18 protein-coding genes are annotated in these 17739 nt (G+C 56.8%); 4 read left to right on the forward strand and 14 right to left on the reverse strand.

The genetic code is table 11. The features are described from left to right. Positions 1–11: 11 nt before the first annotated feature. The 8 genes from emrA to K6R05_RS04795 all read right to left on the reverse strand — a co-directional run bounded on the left by emrA (position 12) and on the right by K6R05_RS04795 (position 8138). Complete coding sequence (gene emrA / locus K6R05_RS04760) at positions 12–1184, reverse strand: multidrug efflux MFS transporter periplasmic adaptor subunit EmrA (RefSeq protein WP_161735799.1); 1173 nt, start codon at positions 1182–1184, stop codon at positions 12–14. Positions 1185–1334: 150 nt separating this feature from the next. Further along, complete coding sequence (gene mprA, locus K6R05_RS04765) at positions 1335–1865, reverse strand: transcriptional repressor MprA (protein WP_222925102.1); 531 nt, start codon at positions 1863–1865, stop codon at positions 1335–1337. A gap of 303 nt (positions 1866–2168) precedes the next feature. Then, positions 2169–3356 carry an MFS transporter gene (locus K6R05_RS04770; protein ID WP_222925103.1) on the reverse strand — a complete coding sequence of 396 codons (1188 nt, stop codon included), beginning with the start codon at positions 3354–3356 and terminating at the stop codon, positions 2169–2171. A 430-nt stretch (positions 3357–3786) separates the two neighbouring features. Then, positions 3787–4746, reverse strand: a complete 960-nt coding sequence (gene nrdF / locus K6R05_RS04775) for a class 1b ribonucleoside-diphosphate reductase subunit beta (RefSeq protein ID WP_222925104.1) — start codon at positions 4744–4746, stop codon at positions 3787–3789. A gap of 8 nt (positions 4747–4754) precedes the next feature. After that, positions 4755–6893: a class 1b ribonucleoside-diphosphate reductase subunit alpha gene (gene nrdE, locus K6R05_RS04780; RefSeq protein ID WP_222925105.1), complete on the reverse strand. Its 2139-nt coding sequence runs from the start codon at positions 6891–6893 to the stop codon at positions 4755–4757. Continuing rightward, complete coding sequence (gene nrdI / locus K6R05_RS04785) at positions 6863–7276, reverse strand: class Ib ribonucleoside-diphosphate reductase assembly flavoprotein NrdI (RefSeq protein ID WP_161735791.1); 414 nt, start codon at positions 7274–7276, stop codon at positions 6863–6865. Before nrdI ends, nrdE begins: the two co-directional genes overlap by 31 nt. A 4-nt stretch (positions 7277–7280) precedes the next feature. Further along, entirely contained in the window at positions 7281–7523 is a 243-nt protein-coding gene (gene nrdH, locus K6R05_RS04790) for a glutaredoxin-like protein NrdH (protein ID WP_010257769.1), read from the reverse strand. 297 nt (positions 7524–7820) lie between these two features. Further along, positions 7821–8138, reverse strand: a complete 318-nt coding sequence (locus tag K6R05_RS04795; protein WP_033733577.1) for a DUF883 family protein — start codon at positions 8136–8138, stop codon at positions 7821–7823. Positions 8139–8291: 153 nt separating this feature from the next. Here K6R05_RS04795 and K6R05_RS04800 point away from each other — a divergent pair, with 153 nt between their 5' ends. The 4 genes from K6R05_RS04800 to K6R05_RS04815 all read left to right on the forward strand — a co-directional run bounded on the left by K6R05_RS04800 (position 8292) and on the right by K6R05_RS04815 (position 11603). Further along, positions 8292–8627, forward strand: coding sequence for a DUF2002 family protein (locus K6R05_RS04800; RefSeq protein WP_003850360.1), 336 nt, complete (start codon positions 8292–8294; stop codon positions 8625–8627). Between the two features lie 136 nt (positions 8628–8763). Continuing rightward, positions 8764–10173: an S-methylmethionine permease gene (gene mmuP, locus K6R05_RS04805; RefSeq protein ID WP_222925106.1), complete on the forward strand. Its 1410-nt coding sequence runs from the start codon at positions 8764–8766 to the stop codon at positions 10171–10173. Further along, a complete protein-coding gene (mmuM, locus tag K6R05_RS04810; protein WP_222925107.1) occupies positions 10163–11098 on the forward strand; it encodes a homocysteine S-methyltransferase in 936 nt (311 codons plus the stop codon). The genes mmuP and mmuM overlap by 11 nt, the downstream gene beginning before the upstream one ends. Positions 11099–11183: 85 nt before the next feature. Further along, positions 11184–11603, forward strand: coding sequence for a hypothetical protein (locus K6R05_RS04815; RefSeq protein WP_010257757.1), 420 nt, complete (start codon positions 11184–11186; stop codon positions 11601–11603). Here K6R05_RS04815 and speG read toward each other — a convergent pair whose 3' ends face one another. The 6 genes from speG to K6R05_RS04845 all read right to left on the reverse strand — a co-directional run bounded on the left by speG (position 11604) and on the right by K6R05_RS04845 (position 17314). After that, positions 11604–12149, reverse strand: coding sequence for a spermidine N1-acetyltransferase (gene speG, locus K6R05_RS04820; protein WP_003850356.1), 546 nt, complete (start codon positions 12147–12149; stop codon positions 11604–11606). Positions 12150–12349: 200 nt separating this feature from the next. Next, a complete protein-coding gene (locus K6R05_RS04825; protein WP_222925108.1) occupies positions 12350–13027 on the reverse strand; it encodes an ABC transporter ATP-binding protein in 678 nt (225 codons plus the stop codon). Beyond that, positions 13020–13850 carry an ABC transporter ATP-binding protein gene (locus K6R05_RS04830; protein ID WP_222925109.1) on the reverse strand — a complete coding sequence of 277 codons (831 nt, stop codon included), beginning with the start codon at positions 13848–13850 and terminating at the stop codon, positions 13020–13022. The genes K6R05_RS04825 and K6R05_RS04830 overlap by 8 nt, the downstream gene beginning before the upstream one ends. Continuing rightward, positions 13840–14697, reverse strand: coding sequence for an ABC transporter permease (locus K6R05_RS04835; protein WP_033733571.1), 858 nt, complete (start codon positions 14695–14697; stop codon positions 13840–13842). Before K6R05_RS04835 ends, K6R05_RS04830 begins: the two co-directional genes overlap by 11 nt. Continuing rightward, a complete protein-coding gene (locus K6R05_RS04840) occupies positions 14694–15746 on the reverse strand; it encodes an ABC transporter permease (RefSeq protein WP_033733570.1) in 1053 nt (350 codons plus the stop codon). Before K6R05_RS04840 ends, K6R05_RS04835 begins: the two co-directional genes overlap by 4 nt. Continuing rightward, positions 15746–17314, reverse strand: coding sequence for an ABC transporter substrate-binding protein (locus K6R05_RS04845; protein WP_161735782.1), 1569 nt, complete (start codon positions 17312–17314; stop codon positions 15746–15748). The genes K6R05_RS04840 and K6R05_RS04845 overlap by 1 nt, the downstream gene beginning before the upstream one ends. Between the last annotated feature and the right edge of the window lie 425 nt (positions 17315–17739).

Raw genomic sequence — 17739 nt, forward strand, 5'->3', positions numbered from 1 at the left:
CCTCCGCGTCATCATCCGGCGTTGGCGCGGACGATATCGGTGATCAGCTGATTGACCGGCGTAAGGTCAATCGCCAGAGCATTACTACTGTAAGCGGCCTGCTGACGGGCGCTGGTGGCAAGCGCGCTACCCTCTTTGCTGGTGGTATCGATTTTGACCAGCGTGGAGAGGCCGATGCGCAGCGGATGTCTGGCGATATCATCCTGATTCAGTTCGATACGGACCGGCAGACGCTGAACCACTTTAATCCAGTTACCAGTGGCGTTCTGTGCTGGCAGCAAAGAGAAGGCGCTGCCGGTGCCCATATCCAGACCCACCACTTTACCCTGATAAACCACTTCGTCACCGTAGATATCGGCGACCACGGTGGCAGGCTGACCGATACGGACTCCAGCCAGCTGCGTCTCTTTGAAATTCGCATCGACCCACAGATTGGTGGCAGGTACGACAGCGAGCAGCGGGGTGCTGGTAGAAATTTGCGAACCGACCTGTACGCTGCGACGGGAGACAAAGCCATCCATCGGGCTGCGGATTTCGGTGCGCTGCAGCGCCAGCCAGGCGTCACGCAGTTCAGCCGCGCTCTGTTGCACGGCAGGCTGATTTTCCAGCGAGGTGTTGAGGATCATCGCCTGATTGGCATTGTATTGCTGAATGGCCACGTCCAGCTGCGCTTTAGCCGTTGCAACGGCGTCACGGGCGTGCTGCAACTCTTCACGGCCAATCAGGTTGGCTGCGCCTAACGGTTCACGGCGTTTCAGGTCCGCCTCTGCCTGTGCCAGTGCGGTCTGCTGCAGCGTGATGCTGGCCTGATACTGTTTGCCATTGATCATCAGCTGATGCGTCTGACGCACGCTGGTAGCCAGAGCCGTCTGGGCTTTTTCAAACGCCTGCTCGGCATCGGTCTTATCAAGTGAAACCAGTACATCGCCTTTTTTGACGAAATCGGTATCTTCAAACCAGACCTTATTCACGCTACCGGAGACCTGTGCCATCACCTGCACCTGATTGCCCGCAACGTAGGCGTCATCAGTCTCCTGAAAATGGCGCAGGACCAGGAACCAGTAGGCGCCCCAGGCAATACCAATCAGCACAAAGATAAGCGCCAGCACAATGAGCACACTTTTGCGCTTTCTTTTCTTACTGGCTGACGGTTGCGGGCTTTGTGCTTCTGCCGTTGCACTCATGACTTTCTCCACGTTTTCCATTTAGTCGGGCAGCAGTAATCCTTTTCTGCCAGCGCCCGAGTCGAAAAAGCCAGCGACTGAGCGCTGGCCAGATTAAAAAGGAAATTAAGATAACGATTTCGACAGGTGATTGTGTCGCACTTGTTGCTATTAGCGGGACAGCGAGGCGATCAGCTGATCTTCATCCATTTTATCAAGACGATTAAGCAACTTACGGGTAATGCCTTCCAGCTGAGACTTCTCATCGACTGACAGCGACGACCAAAGATACTGCAGGCTCTGATGCTGAGGTGGCAGCAGCTGACGCAGGAATTCTATGCCTTTATCGGTCAGATGCAGGTGCAGGCAGCGACGGTCGTGATCGCTTTCGCGACGCTCAATCCAGCCGCGCTTCTCCAGCTCATCAGCAATGCGCGTAGCATTGGTGCGTGAAGAGCCAAGGGCAGAACTGAGCTCAGAGGGCTGAATGCTGTGATTTTCCTGCGCATCCAGCGTAATCAACGCCATAAACAGGGTCTCATTAATACCCTGTGCTTTCAGCATCTTATTGCGGTTGTCCAGCAGTTTACCCTGCATATGCATACAGAGACGCGTCAGAATAATTTCCTGTAACGGAAAATCCTTATGGCGATTGGCACGGATGTTTAGCATCTGCTCAATGGGAGTAAACGAACTTTCCATTAAAAAAAACCTCACTAATTGCAACTTGTATAATAACTATGGTGACAGGCTAAGCGTAGTCACTTTTCAGCAAGTGATCGCTGACAGACTCGCACGCTGCACCATCAAAGGTATTCCAGGCCAGTCCCTGGCCCTGGGTCAAAAACCCGTACGCCCGGCGGCAGCCGCAGTGCCAGGACGTTATCAAAAAGGGGGCAAATTTATTAATATCGCGAGGAAAAATAACTGAAGTGAATAGGTTTGTTACTAACCATAACAAACCTAACCATTTGTGACCAGACCAATGCGTTGTCCGGACAGCCTTCAGTTGATTTTTTCCGGCTCAAAGCGCGATCCCCCTGCCCAAATCAGCAGATTAATCAGCGTCAGTAGCGCGCCAGCTCCACAGACGCCATACCAGCCCCAAAGATGGTAAGCGGTAGCGGAGAGCAGCGAGCCCGCCGCGCCGCCGATAAAGTAGCTGGTCATGTAACCGGCATTCAGACGGTTTCGCGCCTCCGGCATCTGCGCATAAATCACGCTCTGGTTGGTGATATGCACGGCCTGCACCGCCAGATCCAGTAGCAGGATACCGACGATCAGCGGCACAAGCTGCTCCGCACCCCACGCAATGGCGGCCCAGGAGAGCAGCATAAGCAGCAGGCCCAGTCGGGTGGTCAGCTTCGCTTTACCTTTGTCGGCCAGTGAACCCGCCTGACGTGCGGCCAGCGCACCCGCAGCACCCACTAATCCCAGCAAACCAATCCTGCCCTCAGAAAAATGATAAGGCGCGCCGGAGAGCAGAAATGCCATTGAGGTCCAGAGCAGGCTGAAATTGGCAAAGGAGAGACAGCCGGTCCAGGCGCGTGTGCGGATCACCCGATTGCCTGCATACAGACGAAAGATGGAAGCCAGCAGTTGCGGATAGCTCATGGCCATTGACTGCTTTACGCGTGGCAACGATCGCCAAAGCGCCAGCGCCATAACAATCATCAGCAGACTGGCGGTCCAGTAAACCGTGCGCCAGCCGCCGAGCTGCGCCAGGCCACCTGCCACGGTGCGTGCCAGCAGAATCCCCAGCAGCAGACCGCTCATGACCGTCCCAACGATTTTGCCGCGCCGCTCTGGCTCGGCCAGCGTGGCGGCCAGCGGCACCAGAATTTGTGCGGCGACCGAAAACAGGCCGGTCATGATCGTGCCCAGCAGTAAAAAGAGGAACGTGTGCGACAGGGCGATAATTACCATGCCCGCCGCAGCCAGCAGGATCATCGTCACAATCAGGCTGCGTCGTTCAAAGCGATCGCCCAGCGGCACCAGCAACAGAAGACCGCAGGCGTAGCCGAGTTGCGCCGTGGTGACAATAAACCCGGCGAGGCTAACAGAGAGATCAAACTGTTGGGCGATAGTATTAAGCAGTGGCTGAACGTAATAGTTACTGGCTACGCAGAGGCCGGTTGCTACCGACATCAGGACCACTAAAGCAGGCGTCAGACCCTGGCGAGTCGCATTCATAAACAGCATCGGTCGCTAATAATTATTTGAGGTTAATAATAACTCAAAAAACTATTTCACACGCATGTTTATTAACAGGCCATACCAGTCATAACGAGAGGTTTAAACAACGGTAGAGGAGGTGCGCCCTAAGAAGAATGGGGCAACTCACGGCTCAGGGCTTAACGTCTTCAGAAGTTTAAAGGGATGGGAGCATACGCCTGTAGCAAAGCATAGCGGGCCATGGACAAAAACGCCGGGAGCGTTTTGAACAACGCAACGCGTTGGCCCGGTACGGGCGCACTTCAGGCATGTGGTGCGTAATCGCCCGCCCTGAGCCACGCCTTAGAGGGCATGTTTTGCGCCTTTGCGGAAGGCGTATGCTCCCTGAGCCGGCCTCTTTATCCTCTGTCGCAGGCCATCCTGACAATCAGAATGACCTGCCCGACCATCAGAAATTCCAGTCTTCGTCTTCAGTTTCGACTGCTTTACCCATCACATAGGAGGAGCCTGATCCGGAGAAGAAGTCGTGGTTCTCGTCAGCGTTGGGTGACAGTGCCGACAGAATGGCCGGATTGACGGCCGTCAGCTCTGCCGGGAAGAGCGCCTCGTAGCCCAGATTCATCAGTGCTTTATTGGCGTTGTAGTGCAGGAAGGTTTTCACTTCGTCCACCCAGCCGACATCGGCGTAGAGCGCCTCGGTGTAAGCCACTTCATTTTCATACAGCGCCAGCAGCAGATCATAGGCGAACTGCTGCAGTTCTTCACGACGCAGATCGTCAGCGCTGGCCAGCGCCTGCTGATATTTATAGCCGATGTAGTAACCGTGCACTGCTTCATCGCGGATAATCAGGCGAATCAGGTCTGCGGTATTGGTCAGCTTACCCCGGCTTGACCAGTACATCGGCAGCCAGAAGCCGGAATAGAACAGAAACGACTCCAGGAAGACGCTGGCGATCTTCTTCTTCAGCGGATCGTCTGCCCGGTAGTGCTCCAGGATGATGCGCGCCTTGTTCTGCAACGGCGCATTCTCTTCGCTCCACTGGTAGGCGGCATCCACATCCTGCGTGTTGCACAGGGTCGAGAAGATCGAACTGTAGGAGCGGGCATGTACCGCTTCCATAAAGCTGATATTCGACAGCACTGCTTCTTCGTGTGGGGTAATCGCATCCTCCATTAGCCCCGGCGCGCCGATCACGTTCTGGATGGTGTCGAGCAGCGTCAGGCCGGTAAAGACCCGGATGGTCAGCTGCTGCTGCTGTTTATCCAGCGTCTGCCAGCCGGGCAGATCGTTGGAGAGCGGCACCTTTTCCGGCAGCCAGAAGTTGCTGGTAAGACGGTTCCACACCTCAAGATCTTTATCATCCTGAATGCGGTTCCAGTTAATGGCCTGAATCTGTTTAAGTTTCATCGTTATTATTACAGGGAGCAGGAAACGCAGCCCTGAACCTCCGTGCCCTGAAGCGCCATCTGACGCAGTCGAATGTAATAGAGCGTTTTGATCCCTTTTTTCCACGCGTAAATCTGCGCTTTGTTGATGTCACGGGTGGTGACGTCATCGCGGAAGAACAGCGTCAGCGACAGTCCCTGATCGACGTGCTGCGTTGCTTCTGCGTAGGTATCAATAATCGCTTCCGGCCCAATCTGATACGCATCCTGATAGAGGTGCAGATTCTCATTGGTCATAAACGGCGCGGGATAGTAGACGCGGCCGGTTTTGCCCTCTTTGCGGATCTCGACAGGGGAGACAATCGGATGGATGCTGGAGGTGGCATGATTGATGTAAGAGATCGAACCGGTCGGCGGGATAGCCTGCAGGTTCTGATTAAACAGCCCGTACTGCATCACCGCATCACGCAGTGCCTGCCAGTCCGCCTGAGTTGGCAGCGTCAGTCCGGCATCGGCAAACAGTTGAGCTACCCGTTCAGTACGCGGCAGCCACTCGCGCTGCAGATACTTATCAAAGTAAACGCCGCTGGCGTAGTCCGAATTCGCAAAGCCGTCGAAGGTCTGCTGATGCTCCTGCGCCAGCTGATTAGAGGTGCGCAGCGCATAGTAAGTGATGCAATAGAAGTAGAGATTGGTGAAGTCCAGCGCTTCCGGCGAACCGTAGGCGATGCCTTCGCGCGCCAGATAGCCGTGCAGGTTCATCTGTCCCAGGCCAATGGCGTGCGAACGGCGGTTGCCTTCGGCAACAGAAGGTACCGAGCCGATCTCGCTCATCATTGACACCGAGGTCAGCGCGCGGACCGCCACATCCACGGTACGCGCCAGATCGCGCGAATCCATGGCGTGCGCAATATTCAGTGAGCCAAGATTACAGGAGATATCTTTGCCGATCCTGCGATAGCTGAGATCGTCGTTGTACTCGCTGGCGCTGTTGACCTGCAGAATCTCCGAGCAGAGGTTGCTCATATTAATGCGACCAGCAATCGGGTTACTGCGGTTCACGCTGTCCTCATACATGATGTAGGGATAGCCCGACTCAAACTGAATCTCGGCCAGCGTCTGGAAGAAGTCACGTGGCTGAATATAGGTTTTGCGGATGCGATCGTCTGCCAGCATCTCGTCATACTTCTCGCTGATGCTGATATCACCAAAGGCCTGGCCGTAGATCCGTTCCACGTCGTAGGGCGAGAACAGCGCCATCGGTTTGTTCTCTTTTGCCAGCTGGAAGGTGATATCGGGGATTACCACGCCTAACGACAACGTTTTGATGCGGATCTTCTCGTCGGCGTTTTCGCGCTTGGTATCCAGAAAGCGGAAGATATCGGGATGGTGCGCATTGAGCCACACCGCGCCAGCGCCCTGACGTGCGCCAAGCTGATTTGCATAGGAGAAGGCATCTTCCAGCATTTTCATCACCGGAATGATGCCCGACGACTGATTTTCGATGCGTTTGATCGGCGCACCGGATTCTCGCAGGTTCGACAACAAAAAGGCGACGCCGCCGCCCCGTTTCGACAGCTGCAGTGCTGAGTTTACGGCACGACCAATCGACTCCATATTGTCTTCGATTCGCAGCAGGAAACAGGAGACCAGCTCACCGCGCTGCTGTTTGCCGCAGTTCAGAAAAGTCGGCGTGGCGGGCTGGAAACGGCCACTGAGAATCTCTTCCAGTAGCGCCCGCGCCAGCGTTTCATCGCCCTGAGCCAGCGTCAGCGCAACCATGCAGGCACGCTGCTCGAAGGTTTCCAGATAGCGTTTGCCGTCAAAGGTCTTCAGCGTATAGCTGGTGTAGTACTTCCAGGCACCAAGAAAGGTTTTGAACTCAAATCCCCAGTTTTCGGCCACCTCATGCAGCGCAAGCAGGAAATCAAAATCGTACTGGTTCAGCATGTCCGCTTCGTAATAGCTCTCTGCCACCAGATAGCGTAAACGCTCAGCGTTGCTGGCGAAGGAAACCGTATTGGGCTGCACATGCTGCAGATAGAACTGCCGTGTCGCTTCGCGATCCTTATCGAACTGGATGCGGCCCTCTGCGTCATAGAGGTTCAGCATGGCATTGAGGGCGTGATAATCGAGCGTCACGCCGTTGAGGGTATCTGTTGTTGCCAAAATTGGGTTACTCCCGCTTTAACTTTCGCAATATCGTCAGGCGTTCCCATCAGCTCGAAGCGGTAGAGGCAGGGCACCTGACATTTTTTTGCAATGATGCTGCCCGCCAGGCAGTAACCGGCACCGAAGTTACGGTTGCCTGCCGCGATCACGCCCCGAATACCGCGTCGGTTCGCCTCATCATTAAGAAACTGAATCACCTGACCGGGTACCGCACCACGACTGCTGCCACCGCCATAGCTGGGCACCACCAGAATATAGGGCTGGTCGATATGCAGGTGCTCGCGGGCATCAAGCGGGATGCGCCGGGCGGGCAGGCCGAGGCGCGTCACAAACCGGTGGGTGTTTTCCGACTGGCTGGAAAAATAGACCAGCGGGAACATACGATTAGCCCCCGACGGCAGAAAGCGTGCGCAGAGTGGCGATCTTGTCCGGACGGAAACCGCTCCAGTGATCGTTATCTGCCATCACCACCGGAACCTGGCGATAACCCAGTGATTTCAGGTTGTCGATCGCCTCCGGCTGGCTGTCGAGATTGATCAGCTGATAAGCGAGACCCTGACGGTCCATCGCATTTTTGGTCGCCGTGCACTGGACACAATTGTCTTTAGTGTAAATAATAATGCGCATGATTCGTATTTCCTTCTGTATGCGGTTCTGATGACCGGAAATAAAGTCGATGCAGCCTGTTGCGGGCTTCATTCGGTCGGACATCGGGTGTCGTACTGATGAGATAAATACTAGATGTAGTGGTTTTGGTGGTCAAGTCCACCATATATAGGGTTTTATGATTTGCATTTGCGCAACAGAGGCAAAGCCAGCAGTAATGCGCCCTGCAGCCTGAAAAAATCTTTTGTAAATGTCGTCGGCCAGAAAAAGGGCAAAAAAAAGCCCCGCACAGGGCAGGGCTCAGGGGATTTTTTATACTTAGCGGCGAGAAGCCAGCAGTATACCGACTACGATACCGAACGCAGCACCGACACCCACACCGTGCCATGGTTTGTCATGCACGTAGGTATCAACCTGCGCACCGGCATCACGCGCAACCTGGGATACACGGTTGCTGCCGCCGTTCAGTTTAGAGCGGGTCTGCTTGAGCAGTTTTTCTGCCTGACTGCGGGCTGAATCCACTTCGTCTTTGGCGTCACTGCCATAAGATTTCAACAGCGCTTCGAGTGAATCGGCCAGCTCATTCACATCCTGATTGATATCAATGTCATCGTTTTTTACAGTGCGATTAAACATTTTTTAGCTCCCTTTGATTTAAAAACGTAATACTAGTGTAGACGACCTTTTGATAAACGAGACGCGGGAGTGTTCTTTAGGGAAAATTCCGAATGCCCACTCTGTCATGCTGATGTAAGGTTGCGAAGCTTTTGAAAGAGGAGAGGATCGAGCATGTATTTACGACCAGATGAGGTAGCGCGCGTACTGGAAAAAGCGGGTTTCGAAGTCGATGAAATTACTCCACGGGCCTATGGCTATCGCCGTGGTGAGAACTACGTTTATGTGAATCGCGAGGCGCGCATGGGGCGCATGGCTTTAGTGATTCACCCGACGCTGAAAGAGAAGAGCCAGCCGTTCGCTGAACCTGCTTCAGAAATGAAGACCTGCGATCACTACACCCAATTCCCTCTCTATCTGGCGGGTGATTCACAGGAACATTACGGCATCCCGCACGGATTCAGTTCCCGCATGGCGCTGGAACGCTATATTCAAAGCGTTTTCGGCTAACGCATCAGGCCCCGCCGCGACGGGGCACTGAACCGCCTGTCCGTCCTCCCTGTTTACCCTGCCGTTGCAATTACCCGCTGTGACGCGTATAAATTTGTCCCTTATAGATGTTTAGACGTCCATACGGATAAAAGTGATGAGCGAACAGCCAACTCCCTCGCAGGAACAATTCAAACGCACCATGAAAGTGCGCCATCTGGTGATGTTATCGCTGGGCGGCGTGATCGGCACCGGCCTCTTTTTTAACACTGGCTATATCATTTCAACCACCGGGGCAGCGGGTACGCTGCTCGCCTATCTGATTGGCGCGCTGGTGGTCTGGCTGGTGATGGTGTGTCTGGGCGAACTTTCCGTGGCGATGCCGGAAACCGGCGCGTTCCACGTCTATGCCGCACGCTATCTCAGCCCGGCAACCGGCTACACCGTGGCCTGGCTCTACTGGCTCACCTGGACCGTCGCCCTCGGCTCCAGCCTGACGGCGGCGGGCTTCTGTATGCAGTACTGGTTCCCGCAGATCCCGGTCTGGATTTGGTGCCTGGTCTTCTGCTGCGCCATCTATCTGCTCAACGTCATCTCCACCCGCTTCTTCGCAGAAGGAGAGTTCTGGTTCTCGCTGATAAAAGTTGTCACGATCGTCGCCTTTATCGTGCTGGGCGGCGCGGCGATGTTTGGCTTTATCCCGATGAAAGATAGCACCCCAGCGCCGGGCCTGAGCAATCTCACCGCGCACGGCTGGCTGCCCAACGGTGTACTGCCGATTCTGATGACCATGGTGGCAGTAAACTTCGCCTTTTCCGGCACCGAGCTGATCGGGATTGCGGCCGGTGAAACTCAGCAGCCGGAGAAAGTGCTGCCGCTGGCGATCCGCACGACGGTGGCCCGACTGATTATTTTCTTTATCGGCACGGTATTTGTGCTGGCGGCGCTGATTCCGATGGATCAGGCGGGGATTGTCAAAAGTCCGTTTGTGCTGGTGTTTGAAAAGGTCGGCATCCCTTATGCGGCTGACATTATCAACTTTGTCATTCTGACCGCTATCCTGTCAGCGGCCAACTCGGGCCTCTATGCCTCCGGGCGGATGCTCTGGTCGCTGGCCAACGAAAACACGCTGCCGCGCGCCTTTGCCAGCGTCAACAAGCGCGGCGTGCCCCTGCTGGCCATCACCGTCAGCATGATCGGTGGCTTACTGGCGCTGGTCTCCAGTGTAGTCGCGCCAGACACGGTATTTGTGGCGCTGTCGGCTATCTCTGGTTTCGCGGTCGTCGCGGTCTGGCTTAGCATCTGCGCCTCGCATTTTGTTTTCCGTCGGCGTCATCTTCAGCAGGGCAAATCGCTGGCCGATCTGGGCTACCGCGCGCCGCTCTATCCGCTGACGCCGATCCTGGGCTTTCTGCTCTGCCTGCTGGCCTGTGTCGGGCTGGCGTTTGATCCGACCCAGCGCATCGCGCTGTGGTGTGGCATCCCGTTTGTGCTGTTCTGCTATGCCGCTTACCATCTGACCCACAAATCATCCCCGAAGCCTGAGGAGGCCAAAGATGTCGCATAACCCTGTCGCGCAGGCTTTAACAGAGTCGCCGTTACTGATTCTGGATGGCGCGCTGGCCACCGAACTGGAAGCCCGCGGCTGTCATCTGGCCGATGCGCTCTGGTCAGCGAAAGTGCTGATGGAAAATCCTGAGCTGATCTACCAGGTGCACTACGACTATTTTGTTGCCGGGGCGCGATGTGCCATCACTGCCAGCTATCAGGCGACGCCGCAGGGCTTTGCCACACGTGGCCTTGATGAGGCGCAGTCACTGGCGTTGATCGCCCAGAGCGTCGAGCTGGCGCGGCGCGCCCGTCAGGATTATCTGGCGGTCCGGCCCGACGCAAAAACGCTGCTGGTGGCGGGATCGGTGGGGCCGTATGGTGCATTCCTGGCGGATGGTTCGGAATATCGCGGCGATTACGCGTTGCCGGAAGCGGAGATGATGGCTTTTCACCGCCCGCGCGTGCAGGCGCTGCTGGCGGCGGGTGCCGATCTGCTGGCCTGTGAAACCCTGCCGTCCTTTGCTGAAGCGCAGGCGCTGGTGAAGCTGCTGTCTGAATTTCCTGAAAGCCGCGCCTGGTTCACGTTTACCCTGCGTGACGCCGGGCACATCAGCGACGGTACGCCGCTGTCAGAGGTGGTGAGCTGGCTGAATCAGCAGCCACAGGTGGTAGCGCTGGGGGTTAACTGTGTGGCACTTGAGAGCGTGACGCCTGCGCTGCACCAGCTGCAGAGGCTGACCGACAAACCGCTGGTGGTCTATCCCAACTCCGGCGAGCAGTATGATGCCAGCAGCAAAACCTGGCATTCAGCGCCATCAGGCTGCACGCTGCATGACAAACTGGCAGAGTGGCAGCAGGCGGGCGCGAAGCTGATTGGCGGCTGCTGTCGCACCTCACCCAACGACATCGCGGCTATCGCCCGCGCTTGTCAACCGCAATAAGCTGGCTGAATCGGGCGATGATAGCCCGATTGAGGTGGAGAGGGCGGTCTACACTCTGATCACTGATCACTCTGTGGACCCCTTCATGAAACAGCGAATTCTGGCCCTGGCCGCCGCGCTGCTGCTTAGCGGCTGTGCCACTATTGTCGGCAATGAAACCCAGCTGGTGCGCATCGACTCTCTGCCGCAGGGCGCGCGCTTTACCGTGCAGGATGAGCGTGGTTATGCGGTGGCGCAGGGTTTCACGCCGCAGACCGTTGAACTGGAAAAATCTACCGGCCGCTACTTCGGCAAAAAGCACTACCTGCTGATGCTGGAAAGCCCGGGCTACGTGCCGGTCACGGTGCCGATCGAGGCACGCGCTAACCTGTGGTATCTGCTGGGCAATATCCCGCTGGGTGGCTTCCCCGGCTGGCTGCTGGTCGATCCCTTCTATGGTGGCATGTACGACCTCAAGCCGGAACATCCGCGTCCCTTTATGAACCCGGTTGGCGCGCGCGGCTGATTACTGCGCGGTCGGCTTCACCATTCCGCCTGGCGTTTTATGGCGTTCCAGATACTGATGCTGGAAAATGCACATGCGGATGGTGTTGCGGTACTCCCCGTTAATGAAAAACTCATGCTTAAGCACGCCTTCGATCTCAAAGCCGAGCTTGGTGTAGATGTGGATCGCTTTTTCGTTTTCCTGATCGACAATCAGGTAGAGCTTATAAAGATTCAGCACCGAGAAGCCGTAATCCATCGCCAGCTTTGCCGCCTGTGTGGCCAGCCCTTTGCCCTGATGGGCCGGATCGATGATGATCTGAAACTCAGCGCGGCGGTGCACATGGTTGATTTCGACCAGTTCCACTAATCCCGCTTTCTGCCCGCTGTGTTCCACTACAAAGCGGCGTTCGGTCTGATCGTGAATATGTTTGTTGTAGAGATCGGACAACTCCACAAACGCCTCATAAGGCTCCTCGAACCAGTAGCGCATCACGCTGGCGTTGTTATCCAGCTGATGGACAAAGTGCAGATCTTCCCGCTCCAGCGGACGCAGTTTTACCGTCATTACCTGACTCCTTTTTTAAAGAAACTGCCGCGAGTATACCGCATCAGCCTTGTGCTGCGATTTGCGCAGTCGCATACCTGTTCTGGCTTTAGGCGTTATGGCGTGGGAGAAGAGAGGTAACGGCGGGCATAGGGGCGTGTTAAGACAGGCGGGAGAAAGCAATAGCGCCGGACGGCAGATTAACGCCGTCCGGCCTGATTTCAGGCAGAGATCTGTTCGATGATGCGACCCTGCGACATGTGCACGGCGCGATCGCACATATGATCGATCACATCGGGATCGTGGCTCACCAGCACCATGGTCAGGCCATCCTGCTGTTTCAGATCGTTGAGCAGATTAAGGATCTCCGCCTGCACTGACATATCCAGCGCCGACGTCGGCTCATCCAGCAGCAGGATCTTCGGCTGCAGCAGCAGGGCGCGCACGATGGCGACGCGCTGACGCTGACCGCCGGAGAGCTGATGCGGATAGCGATCCGCCAGCGCGGGATCGAGTCCGACGTGACGAAAGCCCTGATCGATACGATCGTTGATATTGTCGCGTTTCAGTAGCTTGAGCGGCTCCGCCAGGGTGCGGCGCAGCCGGTGACGTGGATGCAGCGAGGCATAGGGATCCTGAAACACCATCTGCACTTCCTGACGCAGCGCGCCGGTAAAGACTTTGCCCGGCTGAACCGCGTGACCGGCAAGTTGCATCTGGCCCTGCCAGTGTGGATTCAGACCTGCCAGCACCCACAGCAGCGACGACTTACCGCAGCCCGAAGGCCCCACCAGACCAAAACACTCACCAGCATTAACCGCCAGGTTGACCTCGTGCACCACGGTGCGCAGGTCATAACCCTGTTTGTGGGCGACGCTTAGATTCTGCAGCTTAATCATAATTTGCCTCCAGCGCAGCGCGATCCAGCACCGGTAAAGCCTGTCCGTGAGTCGCTTTGCCCGGACGGCAGGCCCACAGCGTGCGGGTATAGGGATGGGTGGCGCGCGACAGGTCGGCGGCGGGCAGCGTATCCAGCAATCGGCCTTTGTACATCACCATGACCCGCTCGCAATGTTCTGAAACCTGCTGCAGATCATGGCTAATCAGGAGCAGCCCCATGTTGCGCGCTTCCACCAGACCGCGGATCAGCGCCAGCACCTGATCGCGCATGGCATGATCCAGCGCAGAAGTCGGTTCATCGGCGATCAGGAAATCGGGATCGGTAATCAGGGCGATCGCCAGCATCACCCGCTGACCCATGCCGCCAGAGAGCTGATGCGGATACTGCTGCATCAAACGACGCGGATCGGGCAGGCCGACCGCATCCAGCATTTCACACACTTTCTCTTTGCGCTCGGCACGGCTCAGGCGGCGATGCAGGATCAGCGGCTCTTCCACCTGCCAGCCAATGGTGCGCGTCGGGTTAAGGGCATACTTCGGGTCCTGCATCACCATCGCCACGCGGTTACCGCGCAGCTGATTCCAGTGACGCTCACTCAGCGTCAGCGTATTCTCACCGGCGACCTGAAGCTGGCTGGCCTGCAGATGCAGCGCGGGCGAGAGTAAGCCCATCAGGCTGCGGGCGGTCAGTGATTTGCCGGAACCGGACTCACCCACCAGCGCCACGCGCTCGCGACCCACGGAAAAGCTGATGTTATCGACCAGCAGCGCATCATCGCTGCGAATGGTCAGCCCTTCGGCATGGAGCAGATTATTTTGCATGACGGGTATCCAGTCGGTCGCGCAGGCCATCGCCTGTCAGGTTAAAGGCCAGGCTGGCAAACAGAATGGCCGCGCCTGGGGCGGCGGCAACCCACCACTGATCGAAGATCACTTTACTGCCTTCGGCGACCATTGAACCCCATTCCGCCGTCGGCGGCTGAACGCCCATGCCGAGGAAACCAAGACCGGCAGCAGCCAGGATAATCCCGCCCAGGCTCAGCGCGGCGCGGACGACCGCCGTCGGCATACAGAGCGGCAGGATATGACCAAACATCAGGCGAAAGCCCGTAATGCCCTGCATCCGCGCGGCAGCAAGGTAGTCGCTGCGACGCAGCGCCAGAGTCTCGGCACGCGCCTGACGGGCAAACGGCGGCCAGCTGGTCAGCGCCAGTGCCAGCGCACCGTTCATCAGCCCTGGGCCGAGAATCGCCACCAGCGCCAGCGCGATCACCAGGTTCGGCAGCGACAGGAAGATATCGGTAATGCGCATCAGCAGGCGTTCGGTCCAGCCGCCGACGTAACCAGCGGTGATGCCGATCAGCAGCCCTGCCGGAATGGTCAGCACCAGAATCAGCGACACCAGCAGCAGCGTAGGACGTGCGCCGTAAATCACGCGCGACAGCAGATCGCGGCCAAAGCCGTCGGTACCAAACCAGTGCTGCGCCGACGGTGCCAGCAGGCGGCTCGACATGGTCTGCATATTTGGGTCGAACGGCGCAATCAGCGGTGCCAGCAGCGCCATCAGGATAAGAATCGCCACCAGCGTCAGCCCAACGGTTAACGAGGTCACGCGTTGACGGCGACGGCGTGGTCGCAGCGTTTCGAGTTCAGAGAGTTGTTGCGTCATCGGGTTCTCGGATCGGTTAACCAGGTTAAAACATCCGCCAGGGCGTTAATCAGAATAAAGCAGCTACCGATCAACAGGGTGGAGCCCAGAATCGCCGGCACATCGCCGGAGAACAGCGCATTGGTCATGTAGCGACCCACACCCGGCCAGGCAAAGACAGTTTCGGTCAGCACCGAACCTTCCAGCAGCGTGGCGTAGGAGAGGGCGATTACCGTAACCAGCGTGCCCAGCACGTTAGGGAAGATATGGCGCAGCAGGATGCGCACCCGACCCGCGCCTTTAGCACGCGCCAGCACCACATACTCTTTGCTGCTTTCTTCCAGCAGCGCAGCACGCAGCAGGCGGGTAATGCCCGCCATCGCCAGCAGGCCGAGGATTACCACCGGCAGCCAGAGGTGCGCAATCGCATTGCGGAACATTTCCGGTTCACCCGACAGCCAGCTGTCGATCAGGACAAAGCCGGTCTTCGGCTCCAGGGTATAGACCCAGATATCATCCAGCCGTCCCGGTCCGGCGGACCAGTGCAGCACCGCATAAAAGAGCAGCAGACCCAGCAGGCCGAGCCAGAACACCGGCACCGAGTAGCCCAGCAGCGAGATAAAGCGGGCGAGATTATCAATCCAGCTGCCTGGTTTCCAGGCGGCCAGCAGCGCCAGCGTGACGCCGAACACCACTGCGAAGATCATCGCGCAGGTCGCCAGCTCAATGGTGGCGGGGAAGGTGGTCATCAGGTCGCCGCTCACCGACTGATTGGTCAGACGGGAGACACCGAGATCGCCGTGCGCCAGATGTTCGATGTAGCGCCAGAACTGCATCAGCACCGGTTGGTCGAGACCCAGGTCGTGACGCACCTGTTGATAGGTTGCTTCACTGGCATGATCGCCAGCGATCTGCTGCACGGGATCAATCGGCGAGAGATGCGACAGCATAAAGGTGAAGGCGAGCAGGCCAAGCAGCGTGACCAGCAGCGACAACACGCTACCGATCAGCCGTCCGCCACGCTGCCAAAAAAGCCGGGCGAACCCGGCTGAAGGAACAGACTGTGCCATTACTTAGTGACCTGCGAGTAATACACCATGTCAGGGTTGATGCCCTGCACATAGCCTTTCAGGTTGTCGCGCAGGGCAATCAGGTTCTTCGCCTGCATGCCAATCACGTAAGGAGAGCTCTTCATCACGTCACGCTGCATCGCTTCATACAGCGCGATGCGCTTCTTAGGATCGCTCTCCGCCGTGGCCGCAATCACCTGCTTGTTCAGCTCAGGAATATGCCAGTCTGAACGGTAAGCGATGGTTTTGCTGCCATCTTCCGGGTTATATGCAAACGAGGCGGCATTGGTGTTCGGATCGAAGTAGTCGGAACCCCAGGCGTTCAGCGTCGCTTCATATTTATGCGCTTTCACGTTGGTAGAGACTTCGGAACTCAGGCCCGGCACCACTTCCACTTTCACGCCCGCTTTGGCGAAGCTGCCCTGCAGCGCCTGCGCGATATCCAGATAAGGCGGCTGGTTGCTGGTGGAGAGCTTGAAGGTGACGTTGTTCAGGCCCGCTTTCTTCAGAATCGCTTTGGCTTTTTCCGGATCGTAGCTGTATGGCGTGTCGTTGATTGCGCCCAGGAAGCCCTTAGGCAGGAAGCTCTGATGTACGTCGAACTGACCTTTCAGCAACTCATTAGCAATACCTTTGTAGTCCCACAGGTAGCGTGCTGCTTCCCAGAAGGCCGGGTTCTTCATCGTCTCATTCGCGCCGATGTTGAACTGGATGTAGTAGAGTGACGCCATTGGAATCGCTTCCGTCTTCACGCCAGGTTTGCCGTTCAGGGCAGCAATCTGATCGGCACCCAGGTTACGGGCGATATCGGCATCACCCTGTTCCAGCAGCAGACGACGCGCAGCCGGTTCCGGGACGTTTTTTATCAGGATGTTCTTCATTTTTGGCGCGCCCGCCGGTGAGGTCGGGTTGGCGCTGAGCAGCACCACCTGATGCATCACCACTTTACGGATCTGGTACGGACCGCTGCCCGCTGAGTGGGTTGCCAGCCAGGCGTTACCAAAATCGCCGTTCTTCGCGTTTGCCATCGCGGTTTTTTCATCGACGATCGAAGAAACCGGTGCAGAGAGCAGGCTCAGCACGTAGGTCGGGCTGACGTTGGCGGTCCAGCTGATCTGCACGTGATTGTCGTCAATCTTCTTCAGGAAGCCATCAACGTTATCTTTGGTCCAGCCGAGCTGCGTCAGGATGAAAGAGGGATCGAGGTTCAGTTTCACCACGCGGCCCAGCGAGAAGATCACATCTTCCGGGCGCAGCGGGTTACCGGTGGAGAATTTCGCATCTTTGCGCAGTTCAAAGGTCAGGCTGCGGTTGTCGCTGCCGGGCTGCCATGAGGTCGCCAGTGTCGGTTTCAGGTCCACCGGATTCTGCGGGTCAGACTGTACCAGACGCTGATAGATGTTCGTAAAGGCCTGAACGCTGGTCAGTTCAAACCCTTTGGCCGGGTCGAAGCTGTCGGCGTCGTCGGTAGATTGAGCAATGACCAGCGTATCTTTTGGTGTTGCGGCCTGGGCTGTGAAGGCGGCAGCCAGCGTCAGCGCCAGCAGGGATGGAATTATAGTTTTCATGAAATTTCCTTGCCTCTGAAAAGTTACGCGAGTTTACGAAAGGGCCGATGCGAAGAATAGTCGAATATGGGCTAATCATATGCCAAAAGGTTATAAGGGCTATCGGGAGGTTATAAGAAGATCGCCACGCTGTTACCGAAGCGGCAACCTGAGCAGAAACAAATCCTCAACGAAACCGTTATTCAATACGTTATTGCTTTACCGAAGCCGGCCTCTCTTTATAATGGCGGCAGATAACTTCAGGAGAATTCAGTTGGACAGTCACCCGAGATTACCCTTTATTCTGGCAAGCTGAATTTCCTCTGCTGCTTGCCAACCGGCGAGCAGCGATCCCCGCTTTAATTAACGATCGCGCTCCTTATTTTTAATCCTGTTATCACCAGGAGTGCGCGTTATGCTGCTGTTTATATTGGCTCTTTTTCCTC

Origin of the sequence: Pantoea alfalfae (assembly GCF_019880205.1) — a bacterium.
Lineage (GTDB): Bacteria > Pseudomonadota > Gammaproteobacteria > Enterobacterales > Enterobacteriaceae > Pantoea > Pantoea alfalfae.

Excerpts from the sequence above, each read along its gene's own strand:
- emrA (WP_161735799.1), bottom strand. The coding sequence starts at position 1,184 with ATGAGTGCAACGGCAGAAGCACAAAGCCCGCAACCGTCAGCCAGTAAG.
- mprA (WP_222925102.1), bottom strand. The coding sequence starts at position 1,865 with ATGGAAAGTTCGTTTACTCCCATTGAGCAGATGCTAAACATCCGTGCC.
- K6R05_RS04770 (WP_222925103.1), bottom strand. The coding sequence starts at position 3,356 with ATGAATGCGACTCGCCAGGGTCTGACGCCTGCTTTAGTGGTCCTGATG.
- nrdF (WP_222925104.1), bottom strand. The coding sequence starts at position 4,746 with ATGAAACTTAAACAGATTCAGGCCATTAACTGGAACCGCATTCAGGAT.
- nrdI (WP_161735791.1), bottom strand. The coding sequence starts at position 7,276 with ATGTTCCCGCTGGTCTATTTTTCCAGCCAGTCGGAAAACACCCACCGG.
- nrdH (WP_010257769.1), bottom strand. The coding sequence starts at position 7,523 with ATGCGCATTATTATTTACACTAAAGACAATTGTGTCCAGTGCACGGCG.
- K6R05_RS04795 (WP_033733577.1), bottom strand. The coding sequence starts at position 8,138 with ATGTTTAATCGCACTGTAAAAAACGATGACATTGATATCAATCAGGAT.
- K6R05_RS04800 (WP_003850360.1), top strand. The coding sequence starts at position 8,292 with ATGTATTTACGACCAGATGAGGTAGCGCGCGTACTGGAAAAAGCGGGT.
- mmuP (WP_222925106.1), top strand. The coding sequence starts at position 8,764 with ATGAGCGAACAGCCAACTCCCTCGCAGGAACAATTCAAACGCACCATG.
- mmuM (WP_222925107.1), top strand. The coding sequence starts at position 10,163 with ATGTCGCATAACCCTGTCGCGCAGGCTTTAACAGAGTCGCCGTTACTG.
- K6R05_RS04815 (WP_010257757.1), top strand. The coding sequence starts at position 11,184 with ATGAAACAGCGAATTCTGGCCCTGGCCGCCGCGCTGCTGCTTAGCGGC.
- speG (WP_003850356.1), bottom strand. The coding sequence starts at position 12,149 with ATGACGGTAAAACTGCGTCCGCTGGAGCGGGAAGATCTGCACTTTGTC.
- K6R05_RS04825 (WP_222925108.1), bottom strand. The coding sequence starts at position 13,027 with ATGATTAAGCTGCAGAATCTAAGCGTCGCCCACAAACAGGGTTATGAC.
- K6R05_RS04830 (WP_222925109.1), bottom strand. The coding sequence starts at position 13,850 with ATGCAAAATAATCTGCTCCATGCCGAAGGGCTGACCATTCGCAGCGAT.
- K6R05_RS04835 (WP_033733571.1), bottom strand. The coding sequence starts at position 14,697 with ATGACGCAACAACTCTCTGAACTCGAAACGCTGCGACCACGCCGTCGC.
- K6R05_RS04840 (WP_033733570.1), bottom strand. The coding sequence starts at position 15,746 with ATGGCACAGTCTGTTCCTTCAGCCGGGTTCGCCCGGCTTTTTTGGCAG.
- K6R05_RS04845 (WP_161735782.1), bottom strand. The coding sequence starts at position 17,314 with ATGAAAACTATAATTCCATCCCTGCTGGCGCTGACGCTGGCTGCCGCC.